The sequence below is a fragment of the Bradyrhizobium sp. SZCCHNR1051 genome (assembly GCF_032489615.1).
Classification (GTDB): Bacteria; Pseudomonadota; Alphaproteobacteria; order Rhizobiales; family Xanthobacteraceae; genus Bradyrhizobium.
In genome coordinates this window covers 154892-171542 of sequence record NZ_JAUEYJ010000005.1, presented here as the reverse complement: position 1 = coordinate 171542, position 16651 = coordinate 154892, and the positions used below count along the sequence as shown (strand labels likewise).

General features: G+C 66.5%; 14 protein-coding genes. 10 read left to right on the top strand and 4 right to left on the bottom strand.

All coding sequences use genetic code 11. The features are described from left to right. Positions 1-150: 150 nt before the first annotated feature. The 4 genes from QW868_RS07750 (at position 151) to QW868_RS07735 (ending at position 2123) form a co-directional block, all read left to right on the top strand. Positions 151-585 carry a DUF1330 domain-containing protein gene (locus tag QW868_RS07750; protein WP_315735327.1) on the top strand — a complete coding sequence of 145 codons (435 nt, stop codon included), beginning with the start codon at positions 151-153 and terminating at the stop codon, positions 583-585. Positions 586-791: 206 nt separating this feature from the next. After that, complete coding sequence (locus QW868_RS07745; protein ID WP_315735325.1) at positions 792-1106, top strand: metalloregulator ArsR/SmtB family transcription factor; 315 nt, start codon at positions 792-794, stop codon at positions 1104-1106. Then, positions 1103-1462 (top strand): SRPBCC domain-containing protein, encoded by a 360-nt coding sequence (locus tag QW868_RS07740; RefSeq protein ID WP_315773169.1) that lies wholly within the window; start codon positions 1103-1105, stop codon positions 1460-1462. Before QW868_RS07745 ends, QW868_RS07740 begins: the two co-directional genes overlap by 4 nt. Positions 1463-1505: 43 nt before the next feature. Next, entirely contained in the window at positions 1506-2123 is a 618-nt protein-coding gene (locus QW868_RS07735; RefSeq protein ID WP_315783399.1) for an ATP-dependent Clp protease proteolytic subunit, read from the top strand. Positions 2124-2381: 258 nt separating this feature from the next. Here QW868_RS07735 and QW868_RS07730 read toward each other — a convergent pair whose 3' ends face one another. From QW868_RS07730 to QW868_RS07720, 3 genes are all read right to left on the bottom strand, one after another. Beyond that, on the bottom strand, positions 2382-3608 hold the full coding sequence (locus QW868_RS07730; RefSeq protein WP_315812104.1) for an ABC transporter substrate-binding protein: 1227 nt from the start codon (positions 3606-3608) through the stop codon (positions 2382-2384). 514 nt (positions 3609-4122) lie between these two features. Further along, entirely contained in the window at positions 4123-4488 is a 366-nt protein-coding gene (locus QW868_RS07725; RefSeq protein WP_315783397.1) for a DUF1304 domain-containing protein, read from the bottom strand. A gap of 93 nt (positions 4489-4581) precedes the next feature. After that, positions 4582-7377 (bottom strand): [protein-PII] uridylyltransferase, encoded by a 2796-nt coding sequence (locus QW868_RS07720; RefSeq protein ID WP_316230288.1) that lies wholly within the window; start codon positions 7375-7377, stop codon positions 4582-4584. A gap of 196 nt (positions 7378-7573) precedes the next feature. On the opposite strand from QW868_RS07720, the gene QW868_RS07715 reads away from it, so the two are divergent. From QW868_RS07715 to QW868_RS07695, 5 genes are all read left to right on the top strand, one after another. After that, entirely contained in the window at positions 7574-8548 is a 975-nt protein-coding gene (locus QW868_RS07715) for an aliphatic sulfonate ABC transporter substrate-binding protein (RefSeq protein WP_316230287.1), read from the top strand. A gap of 306 nt (positions 8549-8854) precedes the next feature. After that, the gene (locus QW868_RS07710; protein ID WP_316230286.1) at positions 8855-9703 is read left to right on the top strand and encodes an ABC transporter permease; all 849 of its coding nucleotides are present in this window, start codon (positions 8855-8857) and stop codon (positions 9701-9703) included. After that, positions 9703-10488, top strand: a complete 786-nt coding sequence (locus tag QW868_RS07705; protein WP_316230285.1) for an ABC transporter ATP-binding protein — start codon at positions 9703-9705, stop codon at positions 10486-10488. The genes QW868_RS07710 and QW868_RS07705 overlap by 1 nt, the downstream gene beginning before the upstream one ends. A gap of 56 nt (positions 10489-10544) precedes the next feature. Then, the gene (locus tag QW868_RS07700; protein WP_315756858.1) at positions 10545-11054 is read left to right on the top strand and encodes an OsmC family protein; all 510 of its coding nucleotides are present in this window, start codon (positions 10545-10547) and stop codon (positions 11052-11054) included. A 219-nt stretch (positions 11055-11273) separates the two neighbouring features. Continuing rightward, positions 11274-12077 carry a hypothetical protein gene (locus QW868_RS07695; protein ID WP_316230284.1) on the top strand — a complete coding sequence of 268 codons (804 nt, stop codon included), beginning with the start codon at positions 11274-11276 and terminating at the stop codon, positions 12075-12077. 206 nt (positions 12078-12283) lie between these two features. Here QW868_RS07695 and mutS read toward each other — a convergent pair whose 3' ends face one another. Further along, positions 12284-15016 carry a DNA mismatch repair protein MutS gene (gene mutS, locus QW868_RS07690; RefSeq protein WP_316230283.1) on the bottom strand — a complete coding sequence of 911 codons (2733 nt, stop codon included), beginning with the start codon at positions 15014-15016 and terminating at the stop codon, positions 12284-12286. A 361-nt stretch (positions 15017-15377) separates the two neighbouring features. On the opposite strand from mutS, the gene pcaF reads away from it, so the two are divergent. Beyond that, on the top strand, positions 15378-16586 hold the full coding sequence (gene pcaF / locus QW868_RS07685; protein WP_316230282.1) for a 3-oxoadipyl-CoA thiolase: 1209 nt from the start codon (positions 15378-15380) through the stop codon (positions 16584-16586). The last annotated feature ends 65 nt before the right edge of the window (positions 16587-16651 follow it).

Genomic DNA, 16651 nt, shown 5'->3' with positions numbered 1-16651 from the left:
ACCCGAGCCCGCGACCCCGCCGTCCGACCACGGTAATGTCCGGAGTTTAAGGGGCAGTTAGGAAGAGCTTAACGCGCGATTAGGAGTTTCGCGCCGCTAACGCCGCGTTATGGTTAAGCGAAGGTCAACAACAATCAGGCGAGGGAATTCATGGGCCATATCGATCCCACCAAGGAGGTGTTCGCGCAGTTCCGGGAGAATGACCGCCCGGGTCCGATCCACATGCTGAACCTGGTGCGGCTGCGCAAGGAGGCGGCCTATCCCGATGGACGTAAGGTCAGCGGCGCGCAAGCTTATGCCGCCTATGGCCGCGAGAGCGGCCCGGTGTTCGAGCGCCTCGGCGGCCGCGTCGTCTGGCAGGGTCGTTTCGAGCTGATGCTGATCGGTCCGCAGGAGGAATACTGGGATCACTGCTTCATCGCCGAATATCCGAGCGTGCAAGCCTTCGTCGAGATGATCCGCGATCCCGTCTATCGCGAGGCAGTGAAGCACCGCCAGGCTGCGGTCGAAGACTCGCGCCTGATCCGCCACGCCGTGCTGCCGGTGGGCAAGAACTTTGGCGAGGTGCCGGCGGGGCAAGTCTGACTACACCCGCAAGATTGGTAGTCGGCAGTCGACAAGCAAAAGGTACGTTCCCTCCCTCCTTGTGGGGGAGGGAGCGCGGCAGTGGGCTGGGTGAGAGCGAGTCCTGATCGAGAAGCGCCCAGGCGCGTCGCTCTACTCGACGACATCCGCGTTCTCAGCCTCCGTTGCCGCTTGCATGACACATAAGTTTATGCTTATGTGTTGGCATGATCGAGAGTGACATCTTCAGGGCCCTGGCTGATCCGACGCGATACGCGATCTTCGAGAAGCTGGCGAACGGCAGCTTGAATGCCAGCGCGCTTCGCGAGGGTCTGACGATCAGCCAGCCGGCGATGTCCCAGCACCTCGCGGTTCTCAGAAGCGCGGGATTGGTGAGGGAAGAACGGCAGGGTCGCTTCGTCAACTATGAGGTCGATCCGGAGGGCCTGGCGCAGATCGCGCGCTGGCTGGCGAAGTACCGCGCCTACTGGCCGTCGCGGGTCGATGCGTTGAAGGCCGTGCTGAAGGACATGGACCAATGACCGATATCAAGGCTGACCGGCAGAGCGACGATCTGGTGCTCGACTACGAGCTCGACGCTCCGCCGGAGAAGGTGTGGCGGGCGATCAGCATTCCCGCGCTGCGCGAGAACTGGCTGCCTTCAGGAGAATTGGCCGATGCCGCCCCGGTCTCCTCGACGCCCGGCGAAGAAGTTCGCTACCGGATGCGCGACGACGAGCCGCCGTACCTCGAGAGCATCGTGACGTTCCAGGTCATGCCCAATGCCGCAGGCGGGACCAGGCTGAGAATCATTCACGGACTGGTCGTCACGAAGCTGATGCGGCGGACGCCGCCGGCGGCGAACAGCAACCGGCGCAGCCTGATGCGCGCGGCTTGACGCTCTAGTTCACTAACAACCCACTGAAACCGGGAGCTCGCGCATGCGCGACACGATGCAACTCGTCCCTATGGTCATCGAGCAGTCCAGTCGGGGCGAACGATCCTTCGACATCTATTCGCGGCTGCTCCGTGAGCGGATCGTCTTCCTGAACGGCGAGGTCAACGACACGGTGTCCGCCCTGGTCTGCGCGCAACTGCTGTTTCTCGAGGCGGAAAACCCAAAGCGGCCGATCCATCTCTACATCAATTCACCCGGCGGCGTGATCACCAGCGGCCTCGCGATGTATGACACGATGCAATTCGTCAAAGCACCGGTACACACGCTCTGCATGGGAACGGCGCGATCGATGGGCTCGTTTCTTCTGATGGCGGGAGAGCCCGGCGAGCGGACGGCGCTGCCCAATGCAAGTCTTCACGTCCATCAGCCGCTCGGTGGTTTTCAGGGCCAGGCGTCCGACATCCTGATTCACGCCAAGGAGATGGAGCAGACCAAGCGCCGCATGATCAGGCTCTACGCCGAGCATTGCGGACGTACGTATGAAGACGTCGAGCGCACCCTGGATCGCGATCACTTCATGACCGCGGACGAAGCCTTACAGTGGGGCTTGATCGACCGGGTCGTCAAGCAACGAGACCAGGGTGAGGTCATCAACGACTGACACTTCCTCGACGCGACGGCGGATCCTACCGCAACAGCCGTTGTCACCCGCGATGCGGTCGAATGGCCGTCGGCGAGCGCACGCAGCGGCGAACGGGCGCAACCCGTGCCGCAATGCAGAACGGGGCCGCGCTATCCCGCAGCCCCGTCCCATCGATGTTGACCGCGTCATTCCGGGGCGATGCGCAGCATCGAATCCGGAATCTCGAGGGTCCGGGCTCGTCGCTGTCGCGACGCCCTGGAACGACGTCGAGTGCAGCTAGCCCGCCGCGCCCTTGTCCTCCAGGATCGGGCCGAACAGCTCCCAGCGCTCGCCGTTGAACTTCATCATCTGTAGCTGCTTGTTGACGCGATAGTCGGTCGGCGAGGTGTTGATCTTCATGCCCGGCAGCGACAGGTCGCCGACGACGTCCTTCAGCGACGCCGCCTGCTTCATGACGTTCTCGCGCGTCAGGTTGTCGCCGCACATCTGCAGCACCGTGACCAGGAGCTGTGCGTTCCCGTAGCCATAGACGTTGAAATTGGAGTTCTTGTCGCCCTCCGGATAATACTTGGCCATGAAATCCAGATAGCGCTTCATGCCCGGATCGTCCTTCCAGGTCGGATCGAGCGGGTCCTTGCCGTAATTGACCGAGATTACGCCCTTGGAGGCTTCGAGGCCGGCCGGTTGCATCACTGCGCCGACAGAGGTGGCATTGATATCGACGATGTGGACGGGGTGCCAGTCGAGCTCATGCAGCTTCTTGATGGCCTGAGCGGCCTGCTTCGGCGTCGCGGCGGAGAACAGCAGGTCGGCGCCGGCCGCCTTGATCTTGAGGATCTGCGAGTCGATGGTCGGATCGGACACCTCGTAGGAGGCATCGGCGACGATCATGGTCGATGCCTTGTCACCCAGGCCGGCCTTGATCCCGTTCAGATAGTCCTTGCCGAGATCATCGTTCTGATAGAGCACGCCGATCTTGGCGTTGGGATGCTCCTTCAGAATGTACTGGCCGTAGATGCGGCCCTCGGTGAAGTAGTTGGGATTGTACCCCATGGTCCAGGGGAAGTTCTTGGGGTCGGTGAACTTGGTGGCGCCGGTGGCGGCGAACAGCTGCGGCACCTTCTTCGCGTTGAGGTATTTCTGGACCGCGGCGTTGGACGGCGTGCCGATGATCTGGAAGGTCAGCAGCACCTCGTCGTCCTCGACCAGCTTGCGGACCTGCTCGACCGCCTTGGGCGGCGAATAGGCGTCGTCATACTGGATCAGCTTGATCTTGCGGCCATTGATGCCGCCCTGCTCGTTGATCATGTTGAAATAGGCAGCCTGGGTCTTGCCGATCGAGGCATAGGCCGAGGCGGGGCCCGAGAACGGCACGGTCTGACCGACCTTGATCTCGGTATCGGAGGCGCCGGGATCATACTTCTTCTGGGCCGAGGCTGACGTGACGGAGAGGGTGACGGCCAAAGCGGCCGCGCCTGCAAGACGGAAATATCCCTGTCGCATGGGGTCTGCATTCCTCCTGAATGTTGTTGTGCGGCTGGTCTGCCCGGACGGGCGCCATCGCTACAGGCAGTGTGGAGGAACGGCTTGGCGGACGCAAGGCGAGCCGCCACCGGGACCGCGGCGGTTCCGAGGGGCGAGGGCTTAGGATGCAAGCTCGATGATCGCGACTTCGCACCATTGGGAGCCAAGCTGCCCCCTGACATTCAGTGTCGTCCCGGCCAAGCCCTGGCGTCGCGCAGCGACGTCAGGGCGCAGAGCCGGGATCCATAACCACAGGCCGCCCTGTGGCGAAGACTCGGAGTTGCGATCCTGCCTCGAACGTCGCCCGGGAGTATGGGTCCCGGGTCGGCGCACGCCGGCGCGTTGCGCCGCCGTGCTTGCCCGGGACGACATCTGTGGTCGCTGCTTCAAAACGGCTTCGCCATTTTGCGCGCGAATGTCCCGGAATGATGTCCTCATGGGCACCGACATCGTCCGCAGGCGTCTCGAAAGACGGCCGCGGACTCGGTGCTGATCAAGCCGCCAGCCAGACGAGCATCAGGCCGACTGCTGCCGGCACGCTCTGGATGAACAGGATCTTGCGGCTCGCCGTGGCGGCGCCATAGAGGCCCGCGACGAGCACGCAGAGCAGAAAGAACACCTTGATCTGAAAAGCGAACACCGGCGCCGGATGCGCGAGGCCCCAGAACAGGCCGGCGGCGAGGAAGCCGTTGTAGAGGCCCTGGTTGGCGCCGAGCACCTTGGTCTGCTCCGCGCGCTCCGGCGTGTTGTTGAACGCCCTCAAGCCGGCCGGCTTGGTCCAGAGAAACATCTCGAGCACGAGAATGTAGACGTGAAGCAGGCCGATCAGTCCGACGACGATGTCTGCAATCAATGCCATGGTTCGGCTCCCCCAAGCCTGCCGGGACCGGCGCCGGTGCCGGTCCCCTCGTTCAAATCGGCTCCGAGCGGCTCAATGCCGCGCAATGGTCTCTCATGCCGCCGGTTGGGCGGCCGCGTCGTCGTTCGCCAACAAATGCAGCAGCGCGCTCTTGATCGCCGCCTGCCGGGTCGGCGCGTTGATCTGCGCGCCCAGGAGGTCGGTGACGTAGAACACGTCGCGGGCGCGTTCGCCGAAGGTGGCGACATGGGCCGACGCGATGTTGAGATTCAGCTTCGAGATCGCCGTCGTCAGCTCGTACAGCAGGCCGGGGCGGTCGAGGCCGGAGACCTCGATGACGGTGTAGAGCTCCGACCATTGATTGTTGATGGTCACTTCCGGCTCGACCGAGAACGCCTTGTGCTGCTTGCCGCGCGTCGTCCGCCGCGCCACGGCGTCCGGCAGCCGCAGCTTGCCCTCCAGCACCTGCTCGATGGTCTCGCCGATCCGGGTCGCACGCCGGCCCTCGTCCTCATCGCGCTCATATTCGCGGGAGATCGCGATGGTATCGAGCGCGCGGCCGTCGGTCGTGGTATAGATCTGGGCATCGACGATGTTCGCCCCGGCGGAGGCGCAGGCGCCGGCGATGATCGACAGCAGCCACGGATGGTCCATCGCGAAGATCGTCAGCTCGGTCACGCCGCGCGCCGGATCGAAGCCGACATTGATCGCGAGCTTGTGGCCGGCATCCTCGCTCGATCGCACGAAGCGGGCATGGCGGATCTTGCGCGGCAGCTCGACCTTGAGCCAGTAGGCCGGATAATGCCGGCCGATATAGGTGTTGAGCTCGTCCTCGGGCCAATCGGTGAAGGCGTTGCGGAATTCAGCCTGCGCCGCGGTGATGCGCTTGGCGCGGTTGACCTCGGAGAAGCCGCCGGTCAGCACCGGCTCGGTCTCGTAGTAGAGCGTGCGCAGCAGTTGCGCCTTCCAGCCGTTCCAGACGCCGGGGCCGACGCCGCGGATGTCGGCGGTGGTCAGGATCGTCAGCAGCTTCATCTGCTCGACGGACTGCACCACGGCGGCGAAATTCTCGATCGTCTTGCGGTCCGACAGGTCGCGCGACTGCGCCACCGTCGACATCGTCAGATGCTCCTCGATCAGCCAGGCGACCAGCTCCGTGTCGGCATTGTTGAAGCCCAGCCGCGGGCACAGCCGGCGCGCGATCTTGGCGCCGGCGATGGAATGGTCCTCGGGCCGTCCCTTGGCGACGTCGTGCAGCAGCACGGTGATGTAGATGACGGCGCGGTGCTCGGGCCGGATCTTGCGCATCAGGTCGGAGGCCAGGGTGAACTCGTCGATGCCGCCGCGCTCGATCTCCTGCAGAAAGCCGATGCAGCGGATCAGGTGCTCGTCGACCGTGTAGTGATGATACATGTTGAACTGCATCATCGACACGATGCGGCCGAAGGCGCGGATGAAGTGGCCGAGCACGCCGGTCTCGTTCATCCGCCGCAGCACGACCTCGGCATCGTTGGAGGTCAGGATCTCCATGAACAGCCGGTTGGCCTCGGGATCGTCGCGCAGCTCGGTGTTGATCAGGTTCAAGGAGCGCGTGACCGCGCGCATCGCGTCGGGATGGAAGGCGAGGTTGTTCTTCTGCGCCAGCCGGAAGATGCGGATCAGATTGACCGGATCGTGCTTGAAGACGTCGGGCGCGGCGAGGTTGATGCGGTTGTTGTCGACGATGAAGTCGTCACTCTCCGGCACGCGCCGCCAGGTCGAGCCGGTGGTCAGGCGCGAGATCATCCGGCTCAGCACCGGCGCCGGCTTGGCCTGTTGGTCCTCGAGCTTGGCGCACAGGATGGCGGTAAGATTGCCGACCTCCTTGGCGACCAGGAAGTAGTGCTTCATGAAGCGCTCGACATCCTGCATGCCGGGATGGCTGGTGTAGCCGAGCCGCACCGCGATCTCGCGCTGCAGGTCGAATGACAGCCGCTCCTCGGGCCGGCCGCTGACGAAGTGCAGGTTGCAGCGCACCGACCACAGGAAATCGGCGCAGCGCCGGAAGGTGCGGTATTCATGCGCGTCGAACACGCCGCGCTCGACCAATTCAGCGGTCTCACGCACGCGATAGACATATTTGGCGATCCAGAACAGCGTATGCAGGTCGCGCAGGCCGCCCTTGCCGTCCTTGACGTTGGGCTCGACGAGATAGCGCGACTGGCCGCCGCGGCGGTGCCGCTCCTCGCGCTCGGCCAGCTTGGCGGCGACGAACTCGGCGGCGGTGCCCTGTACCACCTCGGTGTCGAAGCGCGCGACCAGCTCGTCATAGAGCGGCCGGTCGCCGGCGAGATAGCGCGTCTCCAGGATGGCCGTGCGAATGGTCATGTCGCCGCGCGCCTGGCGGATCGACTCGTCGACCGAGCGGGTCGCATGGCCGACCTTCAGCCCCATGTCCCACAGCGAATACAGGATGGCTTCGGCGACCTGCTCGCCCCAGGCGGTCTGCTTGTAGGGCAGGATGAACAGGAGATCGATGTCGGACTCCGGCGCCATCAGGCCGCGGCCATAGCCGCCGGTGGCGACCACCGCCATGCGCTCGGCGCCGCTCGGCACCTGCGAGCGGTAGAGGTGCTCGGTGGCGGCGGCGTAGAGGATGCGAATGATCTCGTCCTGCACGAAGCAGAGCTGCTCGGCGCAGCGCCGGCCATGGCGGTCCTTCAACAGTTGCGCCTGGGCGGCCGCGCGCGCCTTGACCAGCTCGGCCTTGAGGAATTGCACTACGGCGGCGCGGAACATGTCCTCGCGTCCCGAATGCTGCGCGGCCAGCGCGTCGACCGCAACCGCGATGCCGGCGCTGTCGAAATCGGAAAGGCTATCAGGGTGGGAATGGGGGGCGACGCTGTCCATGGATGCAACCGGATATCGAACAAGGCCTGTGCTGTCACGAAACTTCCAATGCAACAATCGATCCATGCTGTCATCGGTGGTCACGGGATGATGATCGTTCTGAATGGTGCCGTCGAAAGGAAAAGCAATTCTCGCGCGCCCCTGGCATAACTCATTGAAACCACAGCAATGTTTCTTGAGGCTTGGAGGGGTGACGATGGGTGGATTGTCGAGGCGCGGATTTGCTGCGGTTGCGGCCGTGGTTCTCCTGGGATGCGGCGCTGCACGCGCGGCCGAGCCGGTGAAGGAGATCCGCATCGATTGGGCGACCTACAATCCGGTGTCGCTGGTGCTGAAGCAGAAAGGACTTCTGGAGAAGGAGTTCGCGAAGGACGGCATCAGCATCGTCTGGGTGCAGTCGGCCGGCTCCAACAAGGCGCTCGAATTCCTCAACGCCGGCTCGCTCGATTTCGGCTCGACCGCCGGCTCCGCCGCGTTGGTCGCCCGGATCAACGGCAACCCGATCAAGTCGGTCTACGTCTATTCGCGGCCCGAATGGACGGCGCTGGTCACGGCCAAGGATTCCAAGATTGCCTCCGTGGCTGACCTCAAGGGCAAGCGGGTCGCGGTGACCCGTGGCACCGATCCGCACATCTTCCTGGTGCGCGCGCTGCTGTCAGCTGGCCTCAGCGACAAGGACATCACGCCGGTATTGCTGCAGCACGCCGACGGCAAGGCGGCGCTGATCCGCGGCGACGTCGACGCCTGGGCCGGGCTCGATCCGATGATGGCGCAGGCGGAGGTCGAGGAGGGCGCCAGGCTGTTCTACCGCAAGGCCGACGCCAACACCTGGGGCATCCTCAACGTCCGTGAGCAGTTCCTGAAGGACAATCCCGACATGGTCCGCCGCGTGCTCGCCACCTACGAAGTCGCGCGCAAGGATGCGCTGGCGAATTACGACGACCTCAAGAAGACCTTCATCGCCGTGACCAAGCTGCCGGAGACCGTCGTCGACAAGCAGCTCAAGGAGCGCACCGAGCTGACCCACAGCCGCATCGGCGCGCCGCAGCGCGAGTCGATTTTGGCCGCTGGCCTCGCTTTGCAGCAGGCCGGTGTCGTCGATGCCAAGGTGGATGTGAAGGCGACGCTGGATGCCCTGATCGACGACCAGGTCCCGCTGCCGACGAACTAGGGCTTGCACGGCTCGGGCAATAGGCCGCTGCGCCAAATCGCCTGTGCCAAGAGCCGGCGATCAAAAACCGGTGTCGTCCCGGACAAGCCCGCCAACGCGATAGCGTTGGCGGGCGCAGATCCGGGACCCATACTCCGTGACGCCTGTTGTTGACCACGCTGGAGCGGCATCTCGCTCCACAACGACCGCCGCGGAGTATGGGTCCCGGCGCAAGGCCGGGACGACAGCGAGTTTGGGGCGCCGTCCTTGGCCACCATCGCCATCCGCCGCCACGCCTTGCATTCACACCCGAGCGCTGTTCTCACTATGACCATGACCGTCGAACTCCAGGCCCCCGCCGCGGCGGCCACACCGCAGACTGCTCGCCAGCCATGGCTCACGCGGCTGACGCGCCCGCTGCTCGGCTTGCTGCTGCCGCTGTCGCTCGCACTCGCCTGGGAGCTTGCCGTCCGGGCCGGCTGGTCCAACGGCCGGCTGGTGCCGCCGCCCTCGAAGGTCTTCACCACCATCGCCGAGCTCGCCCGCTCCGGCGAACTCTCCCGCCACATCACGATGACCTTGACCCGCGTCGGCGTCGGTTTTGGCCTCGGCGTCATTGCCGGAACTGTCCTCGGCGGCATCTGCGGCTATTGGGGCCTCGCCCGGCGGCTGGTCGATCCCACCATCCAGGCGTTGCGCGCGATTCCCTCGATCGCCTGGGTGCCGTTGTTCATCCTGTGGCTCGGCATCTTCGAGACCTCCAAGGTGGCGCTGATCGCGGTCGGCGTATTCTTCCCGGTCTATCTCGGCCTGACCGGCGCGATCCTCTCGGTCGACCGCAAGATCGTCGAGGTCGGCCGCATCTTCCGTCTCTCCGGGCCGGCGATGATCCGCCGCATCCTGCTGCCCGCGGTGCTGCCGGCGTACGTCGTGTCGCTGCGCGTCGGCCTCGGCTTGGGGTGGATGTTCGTCGTCGCCGCCGAGTTCATGGGGGCGTCGGAAGGGCTCGGCTACCTCCTGATCGACGGCCAGCAGCTCGGCAAGCCGGCGCAGATCGTGGCGGCCATCGTGATCTTCGCCATCATCGGCAAGGCGACCGACTGGCTCCTGGAGATCGCCACCGCGCCGCTGTTGCGCTGGCAGGACAGCTTCGCACGCCAGAGCGGGGCCGCCTGATGCTGTCGTTGCAAGCCGTCACCAAGGTCTATCCCAACGGCGTCCACGCGCTGGAGCGGTTCTCGGCCGAGATCCAGCTCGGCGAGATCATCGCCATCATCGGCGGCTCCGGCTGCGGCAAGTCGACCTTGCTGCGCGCCGTCGCCGGGCTCGACCGCGCCAGCGCCGGCGCCGTGACGCTCGACGGCGAGGCGATCACGGCGCCGCATCCCAAGGTCGGCATCATCTTCCAGGAGCCGCGGCTGCTGCCGTGGCTCACGGTCGCCGACAACATCGGCTTCGGCCTGTCCGAGCTGCCGGCGGCCGAGCGCCGCGATCGCGTCGCGCGCGCGCTCGAACGTGTCGGCCTCGCCGACAAAGCCAAGGTCTGGCCGCGCGAATTGTCCGGCGGCCAGGCGCAACGCGTCGCGATCGCCCGCGCATTGGTGGCGCGGCCGGAGGTGCTCCTGCTCGACGAGCCGTTCTCTGCGCTCGATGCCTTCACGCGCAAGGACCTGCAGGACCACCTGCTCGACCTCTGGGCCGATACGCGCCCGACCCTGGTGCTGGTCACGCACGACGTCGAGGAAGCCGTGGTGCTGGCCGACCGCGTGCTGGTGATGCGGCCGCATCCCGGCCGGCTGTTCGAGGAGATCACCATCAATCTGTCGCGGCCGCGCGACCGCAACGCGCCCTTGTTCGAGCAGTTCAAGCGGCATGTCTTGACCGCGCTGGACCGCTCGGTCGACCGGACGATGCCGGACACGCAGGGCAGGCGTGAGCCCGGCGGCGGCCTGTGGTGGTGACTTTGGCGGCCCGGCCCGGTACATCTCGTCCGAAATGACTCCGGGAGAGAACGACAATGGATGCTGCCGAGCTGCGCGCCATGCAGGCGCCGATCAAGGAACGCTACAAGGCCGATCCGTCCGCCGCCGTCATCACGCTGAAGGCCAAGGGCGAGGTCGGCGGTGAGGGCCTGACCTGCAAGCTCGAGACCGGGCGCGCAATGGCTGTGGCCGGCCTGCATCCGGGGACCGGCGGCTCGGGGCTCGAGCTGTGCTCCGGCGACATGCTCTTGGAAGCGCTGGTCGCCTGCGCCGGCGTCACCCTGAAATCCGTTGCGACTGCCGTCGAGGTCCCGCTCAAGAGCGGGCTGGTGCTGGCCGAAGGCGATCTCGATTTCCGCGGCACGCTCGGCGTCGACAAGGAGGCCCCCGTCGGCTTCCAGGAAATCCGCCTGCGCTTCGAGGTCGACACCGACGCGCCGCAGGACAAGCTCGACCTCTTGCTCAAGCTCACCGAGCGCTATTGCGTGGTGTATCAGACCATCAAGAACGGCCCGAAAGTGTCGGTCAGCCTGAAGCGGGTGTAGTTGCACGGCGGCGCTGCCGCTGAGGAGACAAGCTGTTGAGGCTCGCTCGGTCTGCGCCTCCCCCGCGTGCGGGGGAGGTCGCCGTGCATCGCAGATGCGCGGCGGGTGGGGGAATTCTCTCCGCACGGCACACCCATTATCACCACCCGAGCCGCGCCCCCACCCCGGCCCTCCCCCGCAGGCGGGGGAGGGAGATCACTGTCCGCGCAGCATGAGCTGATGTCCCTCGATCCCCCCTTTCTGCTGCTGCTGACCTTGCGCATGGCGATCGCGGCGTCGTTCGTGGTGTCGGCGTCGATGATCGCCGAGCGCACCGGGCCTGTCATCGGCGCGCTGGTCGCGACCCTGCCGATCTCGGCGGGGCCGACCTACGTTTTCCTGGCGCTGGACCACGATGCCGCGTTCATCGCGCAGGGCGCGCTGACCAGCCTGCCGATCAACGCCGCGACGATCTTCCTCAGCTTTGCCTATGCCGTGCTGGCGCAGCGCCGCAGCGTGCTGGTGGCAAGTGCCACGGCGGTGGCGGTGTGGCTCGGTCTCGCCGCGCTGATCAAGAGCGTGCAATGGACGCTCTTGATGGGCATCGTCGCCAACATCATCACTTTCGCCATCTGCCTGCCGCTGCTGCAGCGCTATCGCCATGCCAAGATGCCGCTGATCACGCGGCGCTGGTACGACGTGCCGCTGCGCGCTTCGCTGGTGGCAACGCTCGTCGCCACCGTCACCTCGGTCTCCGGCTGGGCCGGCCCCAGCGTCTCCGGCATCCTGGCCCTGTTTCCGATCGTCTTCAGCTCGATGATGCTGATCCTGCAGCCGCGCATCGGCGGGCCCGCGACGGCGGCCGTGCTGGCCAACGGCGCCTGGGGCCTGATCGGCTTCTCGCTCGCCGTCGTCGTGCTGCACCTCGGCAGCCTGCATCTCGGCGCGGCGGTCGGCCTCAGCGGCGCGCTGGCGACCTGCGTCGGCTGGAATCTCGGCCTGTGGTGGCTGGGGCGACGGAAGGCAGCTCGTCAGCTTGCGTAGGGTGGGCAAAGCGAAGCGTGCCCACCGAGTTGCATGTCACGCTGCAAATGGTGGGCACGACGCCTCGCGTCTTTGCCCACCCTACGGCATCTCTCTGTCATTCCGGGGCGACGCCGCAGGCGGCGAGCCCGGAATCCATCTGGCTGCATGCGCTGACGAAGGATGGATTCCAGGTTCGCGCTGCGCGCGCCCCGGAATGACGGCAACTACTTGTTCGGCAGTTTCGATTTCAGTTGATACAGCGCGTCCATCGCCTCGCGCGGGGTCATCTCGTCCGGATGCAGCGCCTTCACGGCGGCGATCAGTTCCTCTGCCTCCTTCGACATCGCGGGCTCCGCAGCCGCGCGCGAGGGCACCGCGAACAGCGGCAGGTCGTCGACCAAAACGCGCGCGCTCTGGCCGCGGTCCTGGGCTTCCAGCTTCGCCAGCACCGCTTTGGCGCGGCTGATCACGGCCGGCGGCAGGCCGGCGAGCTTCGCGACCTGGATGCCGTAGGAGCGGTCGGCGGAGCCGGGCAGCACCTCGTGCAGGAACACCACGTCGCCCTGCCATTCCTTGACGCGCACGGTGGCGTTGAACAGCCGCGGCAGCTTGGCGGCGAGCGCCGTCAGCTCGTGATAATGCGTCGCGAACAGTGTGCGGCAGCGGTTGCTCTCGTGCAGATGCTCGATCGCGGCCCAGGCGATCGACAGGCCGTCGAAGGTCGCGGTGCCGCGCCCGATCTCGTCGAGGATCACCAGCGCGCGCTCGCCGGCCTGGTTGAGGATCGCCGCGGTCTCGACCATCTCGACCATGAAGGTCGAGCGCCCGCGTGCGAGATCGTCGGCGGCGCCGACGCGCGAGAATAGCCGGTCGACGATGCCGATGCGGGCCCGGCTCGCCGGCACGAACGATCCAATTTGGGCCAACAAAGCAATCAGCGCGTTCTGGCGCAGGAAGGTGGACTTACCGGCCATGTTCGGACCGGTGAGCAGCCAGAGCTGGCCGCTCTTGTGTCCCGGCGTCGGCGACAGGTCGCAGGAATTGGCGATGAACGGCTGGCCTTCGCGCTTGAGTGCCTGCTCCACCACGGGATGGCGGCCGCCCTCGATGGCGAAGCCGAGCGAGCCATCGACCTCGGGGCGCACATAGTTGTCGTCGACCGCGAGCTTGGCCAGCGCAGTGGCGACATCGAGCATCGCAAAGCCGTGCGCGGCGGCGCGCAGATCGTCGCCGATCGCCATCGCCGACGCGCACAGCCGGTCGAAGATCTCGAGCTCGAGATTGAGCGCGCGCTCGCCGGCATTGGCGATCTTGGCCTCGATCTCGCCGAGCTCCGACGTGGTGAAACGCACCTGGCCGGCGAGGGTCTGGCGGTGGATGAAGGTCGCGTTCAGCGGCGCCGACATCAGCTTGTCGCCATGCTGCGCGGTGACCTCGACGAAATAGCCGAGCACGTTGTTGTGCCGAATCTTGAGGGCCTTGACGCTGGTCTGGTCGGCGTAGCGCGCCTGCATCGAGGCGACGACAAGCCGCGAGGCGTCGCGCAGACTGCGCGTCTCGTCGAGCGTCGCATCGTAGCCGGCGCGGACGAAGCCGCCGTCGCGCTTGATCAGCGGCAACTGCTCGTCGAGCGCACGCGCGAACTCCTCGGCCAGCGCCCGCGCAGGCCGCGCCAGCGCGGCCATCACAAACGCGACCTCCTGCGGCGGCTGGTCGAGCGCGGACAGCCGCGCCAGCGCCTGGTCGGCGGCGAGGATGCCGTCACGGAGCGCCGCGAGATCGCGCGGACCGCCGCGGCCGACCGACAGCCGCGCCATGGCGCGCGTCATGTCGGGTGCGCCGCGCAGGATCGAGCGAATGTCCTCGCGCGCGGCGCCATCGGCGACGAACGTGGCGACGGCATCCAGGCGCCGCCCGATCTGTGGAGCCTCGGTCAGCGGCGCGGCGAGCCGCTGCGCCAGAAGGCGCGAGCCGGCGGATGTGACCGTGCAGTCGATCGCGTCCAGCAGCGAGCCGCGGCGCTCGCCGGCGAGCGTGCGCGTCAGCTCGAGATTGGCGCGGGTGGCCGGATCGATCGCCATGGTGCTGCCGGTCGCCTCGCGCGCGGGCGGGGCGAGCGGCGGGCGCTGGCCGACCTGCGTGCGCTCGACATAGGTGACGCAGGCCGCGGCGGCCGTCGCCTCCAGCCGCGACAGCACTGCGAGGCCGTCCATGGTGGCCACCGCGAAATAATCGCACAGCCGCCGCTCGGCGGTGGCGCCGTCGAACACGTCGCGCGTCAGCGGCGTCACCGCGGCGAGCTCGCGCAGCACCGGCTCGAATGCCGTGTCCGAGTACAGCGCGTCGGAGACGATCACCTCGTTCGGATTGATGCGCGCCAGGGTCGCGGTCAATTCCGCGAACGCGCATTCGGTGACGATGAAGTCCGAGGTCGAGATGTCGATCCAGGCGAGCCCGAGCCGATCGCCGCCGGACGAGCCGCGGCTGCGCACGATCGACAACAGATAGTTGTTGGCGCGCGCATCGAGCAGGTTGTCTTCCGTCAGCGTGCCCGGCGTCACCACGCGCACCACGCCGCGCTTGACCACGCTCTTGTTGCCGCGCGCCCGCGCCGCCGCCGGATCCTCCATCTGCTCGCAGACCGCGACGCGGATGCCCTGTGCGATCAGCCGGTGCAGATAGTCCTCGGAGCGCTCGACCGGCACGCCGCACATCGGGATGTCCTGGCCCTGGTGCTTGCCGCGCTTGGTCAGCACGATGCCGAGTGCCTTCGATGCGACCTCGGCGTCCTCGAAGAACAGCTCGTAGAAGTCGCCCATCCGGTAGAACAGCATCAGGCCCGGATGCGCCGCCTTGATCTCGAGATACTGCTCCATCATCGGCGTGAGCTTGGCCGGCGCCTCGGCGGGCGCGGCGTCGGGCGGAACGGAGACGGAGATGGGCTGCTGGATCGTCATGGCGCGGAAACTAGCCAATTTGCCCGGACGGTCCTACCGCTTTGGCGGCGATGTCCCGGTTTTCCACGATGGGCGGTGCCTGCTGTTGCACCTCCCCCGCTTGCGGGGGAGGTCGTATCGCATCGAAGATGCGATGCGGGTGGGGGAAGTCTCTCCTCACGGGGATTCTCGCTTGGAGCTGCCCCCACCCCAGCCCTCCCCCGCAAGCGGGAGAGGGCGCCCACCGTTCGTGAGGCGAGAGCGTCGCATCCAGCAGCTTGAGCGCATGCCACCCCGCGCTCCCGTCATTTGACCTGCTCCCATCGCACTCCTAAAACCGCCGTCAATTCTGACCAGAAACACGAAAGTTCGGGAGAGAGCGATGCGAGACGTGTTCATTTGTGATGCGGTGCGGACCCCGATCGGCCGCTTCGGCGGCGCGCTGGCGAAAGTGCGCACCGACGATCTCGCGGCGACACCGCTGAAGGCGCTCAAGGCCAAGCATCCAAATCTCGACTGGGCGGCGGTCGACGAGGTGTTCTTCGGCTGCGCCAACCAGGCCGGCGAGGACAACCGCAACGTCGCGCGTATGGCGCTGCTGCTGGCGGGCCTGCCCGACTCGATTCCTGGCCAGACGCTCAACCGCCTCTGCGCCTCCGGTCTCGACGCGGTCGGCGCCGCGGGCCGCGCGATCCGCGCCGGCGAGGTCGATCTCGCGATCGCCGGCGGCGTCGAATCGATGACGCGGGCGCCGTTCGTGCAGGGCAAGGCGACCGAAGCGTTCTCGCGCTCGGCCGAGATCTTCGACACCACGATCGGTTGGCGCTTCATCAATCCCTTGATGAAGCAGCAGTATGGCGTCGATTCGATGCCGGAGACCGGCGAGAACGTCGCCGAGGAATTCCAGGTGTCGCGCGCCGACCAGGACGCGTTCGCGATCCGCTCCCAGCAGCGCGCCGGCCAGGCGATCGCCTCGGGTTATTTCGCCGCCGAGATCACGCCGGTGTCGGTGCCCGGCGGCAAGGCAGGGCCCGTGACCGTCGACAAGGACGAGCATCCGCGCCCCGAGACCACGCTCGAAGGCCTCGCCAAGCTGAAGCCGATCGTGCGCAATCCGGGCACCGTCACCGCCGGCAATGCCTCGGGTGTCAATGACGGCGCGGCCGCGATGATTCTCGCGTCGGAGGCCGCCGTGAAGAAGCACGGCCTGACTCCGCGCGCGCGTGTGCTCGGCCTTGCCTCCGCCGGTGTGCCGCCGCGCATCATGGGCATCGGCCCGGTGCCGGCCGTGCGCAAGCTGATGGAGCGGCTCGGCCTGAAGATCACCGATTTCGACCTGATCGAGTTGAACGAGGCGTTTGCCAGCCAGGGCATCGCCTGCCTGCGCCAGCTCGGCGTCGCCGACGATGCCGATTTCGTCAACCCGCATGGCGGCGCCATCGCGTTGGGACATCCGCTCGGCATGAGCGGCGCGCGCATCGCGATGACCGCGGTGCACGGCCTCGAGGTCCGCGGCGGCAAGCGTGCGCTCGCCACGATGTGCGTCGGCGTCGGCCAGGGCGTCGCGCTGGCGGTCGAGACGATCAAATGACGAAGCGCTAAGCGCTTCGTCATTCCGGGGCAGCCCGCAGGGCTGAACCCAGAATCTGGAGATGA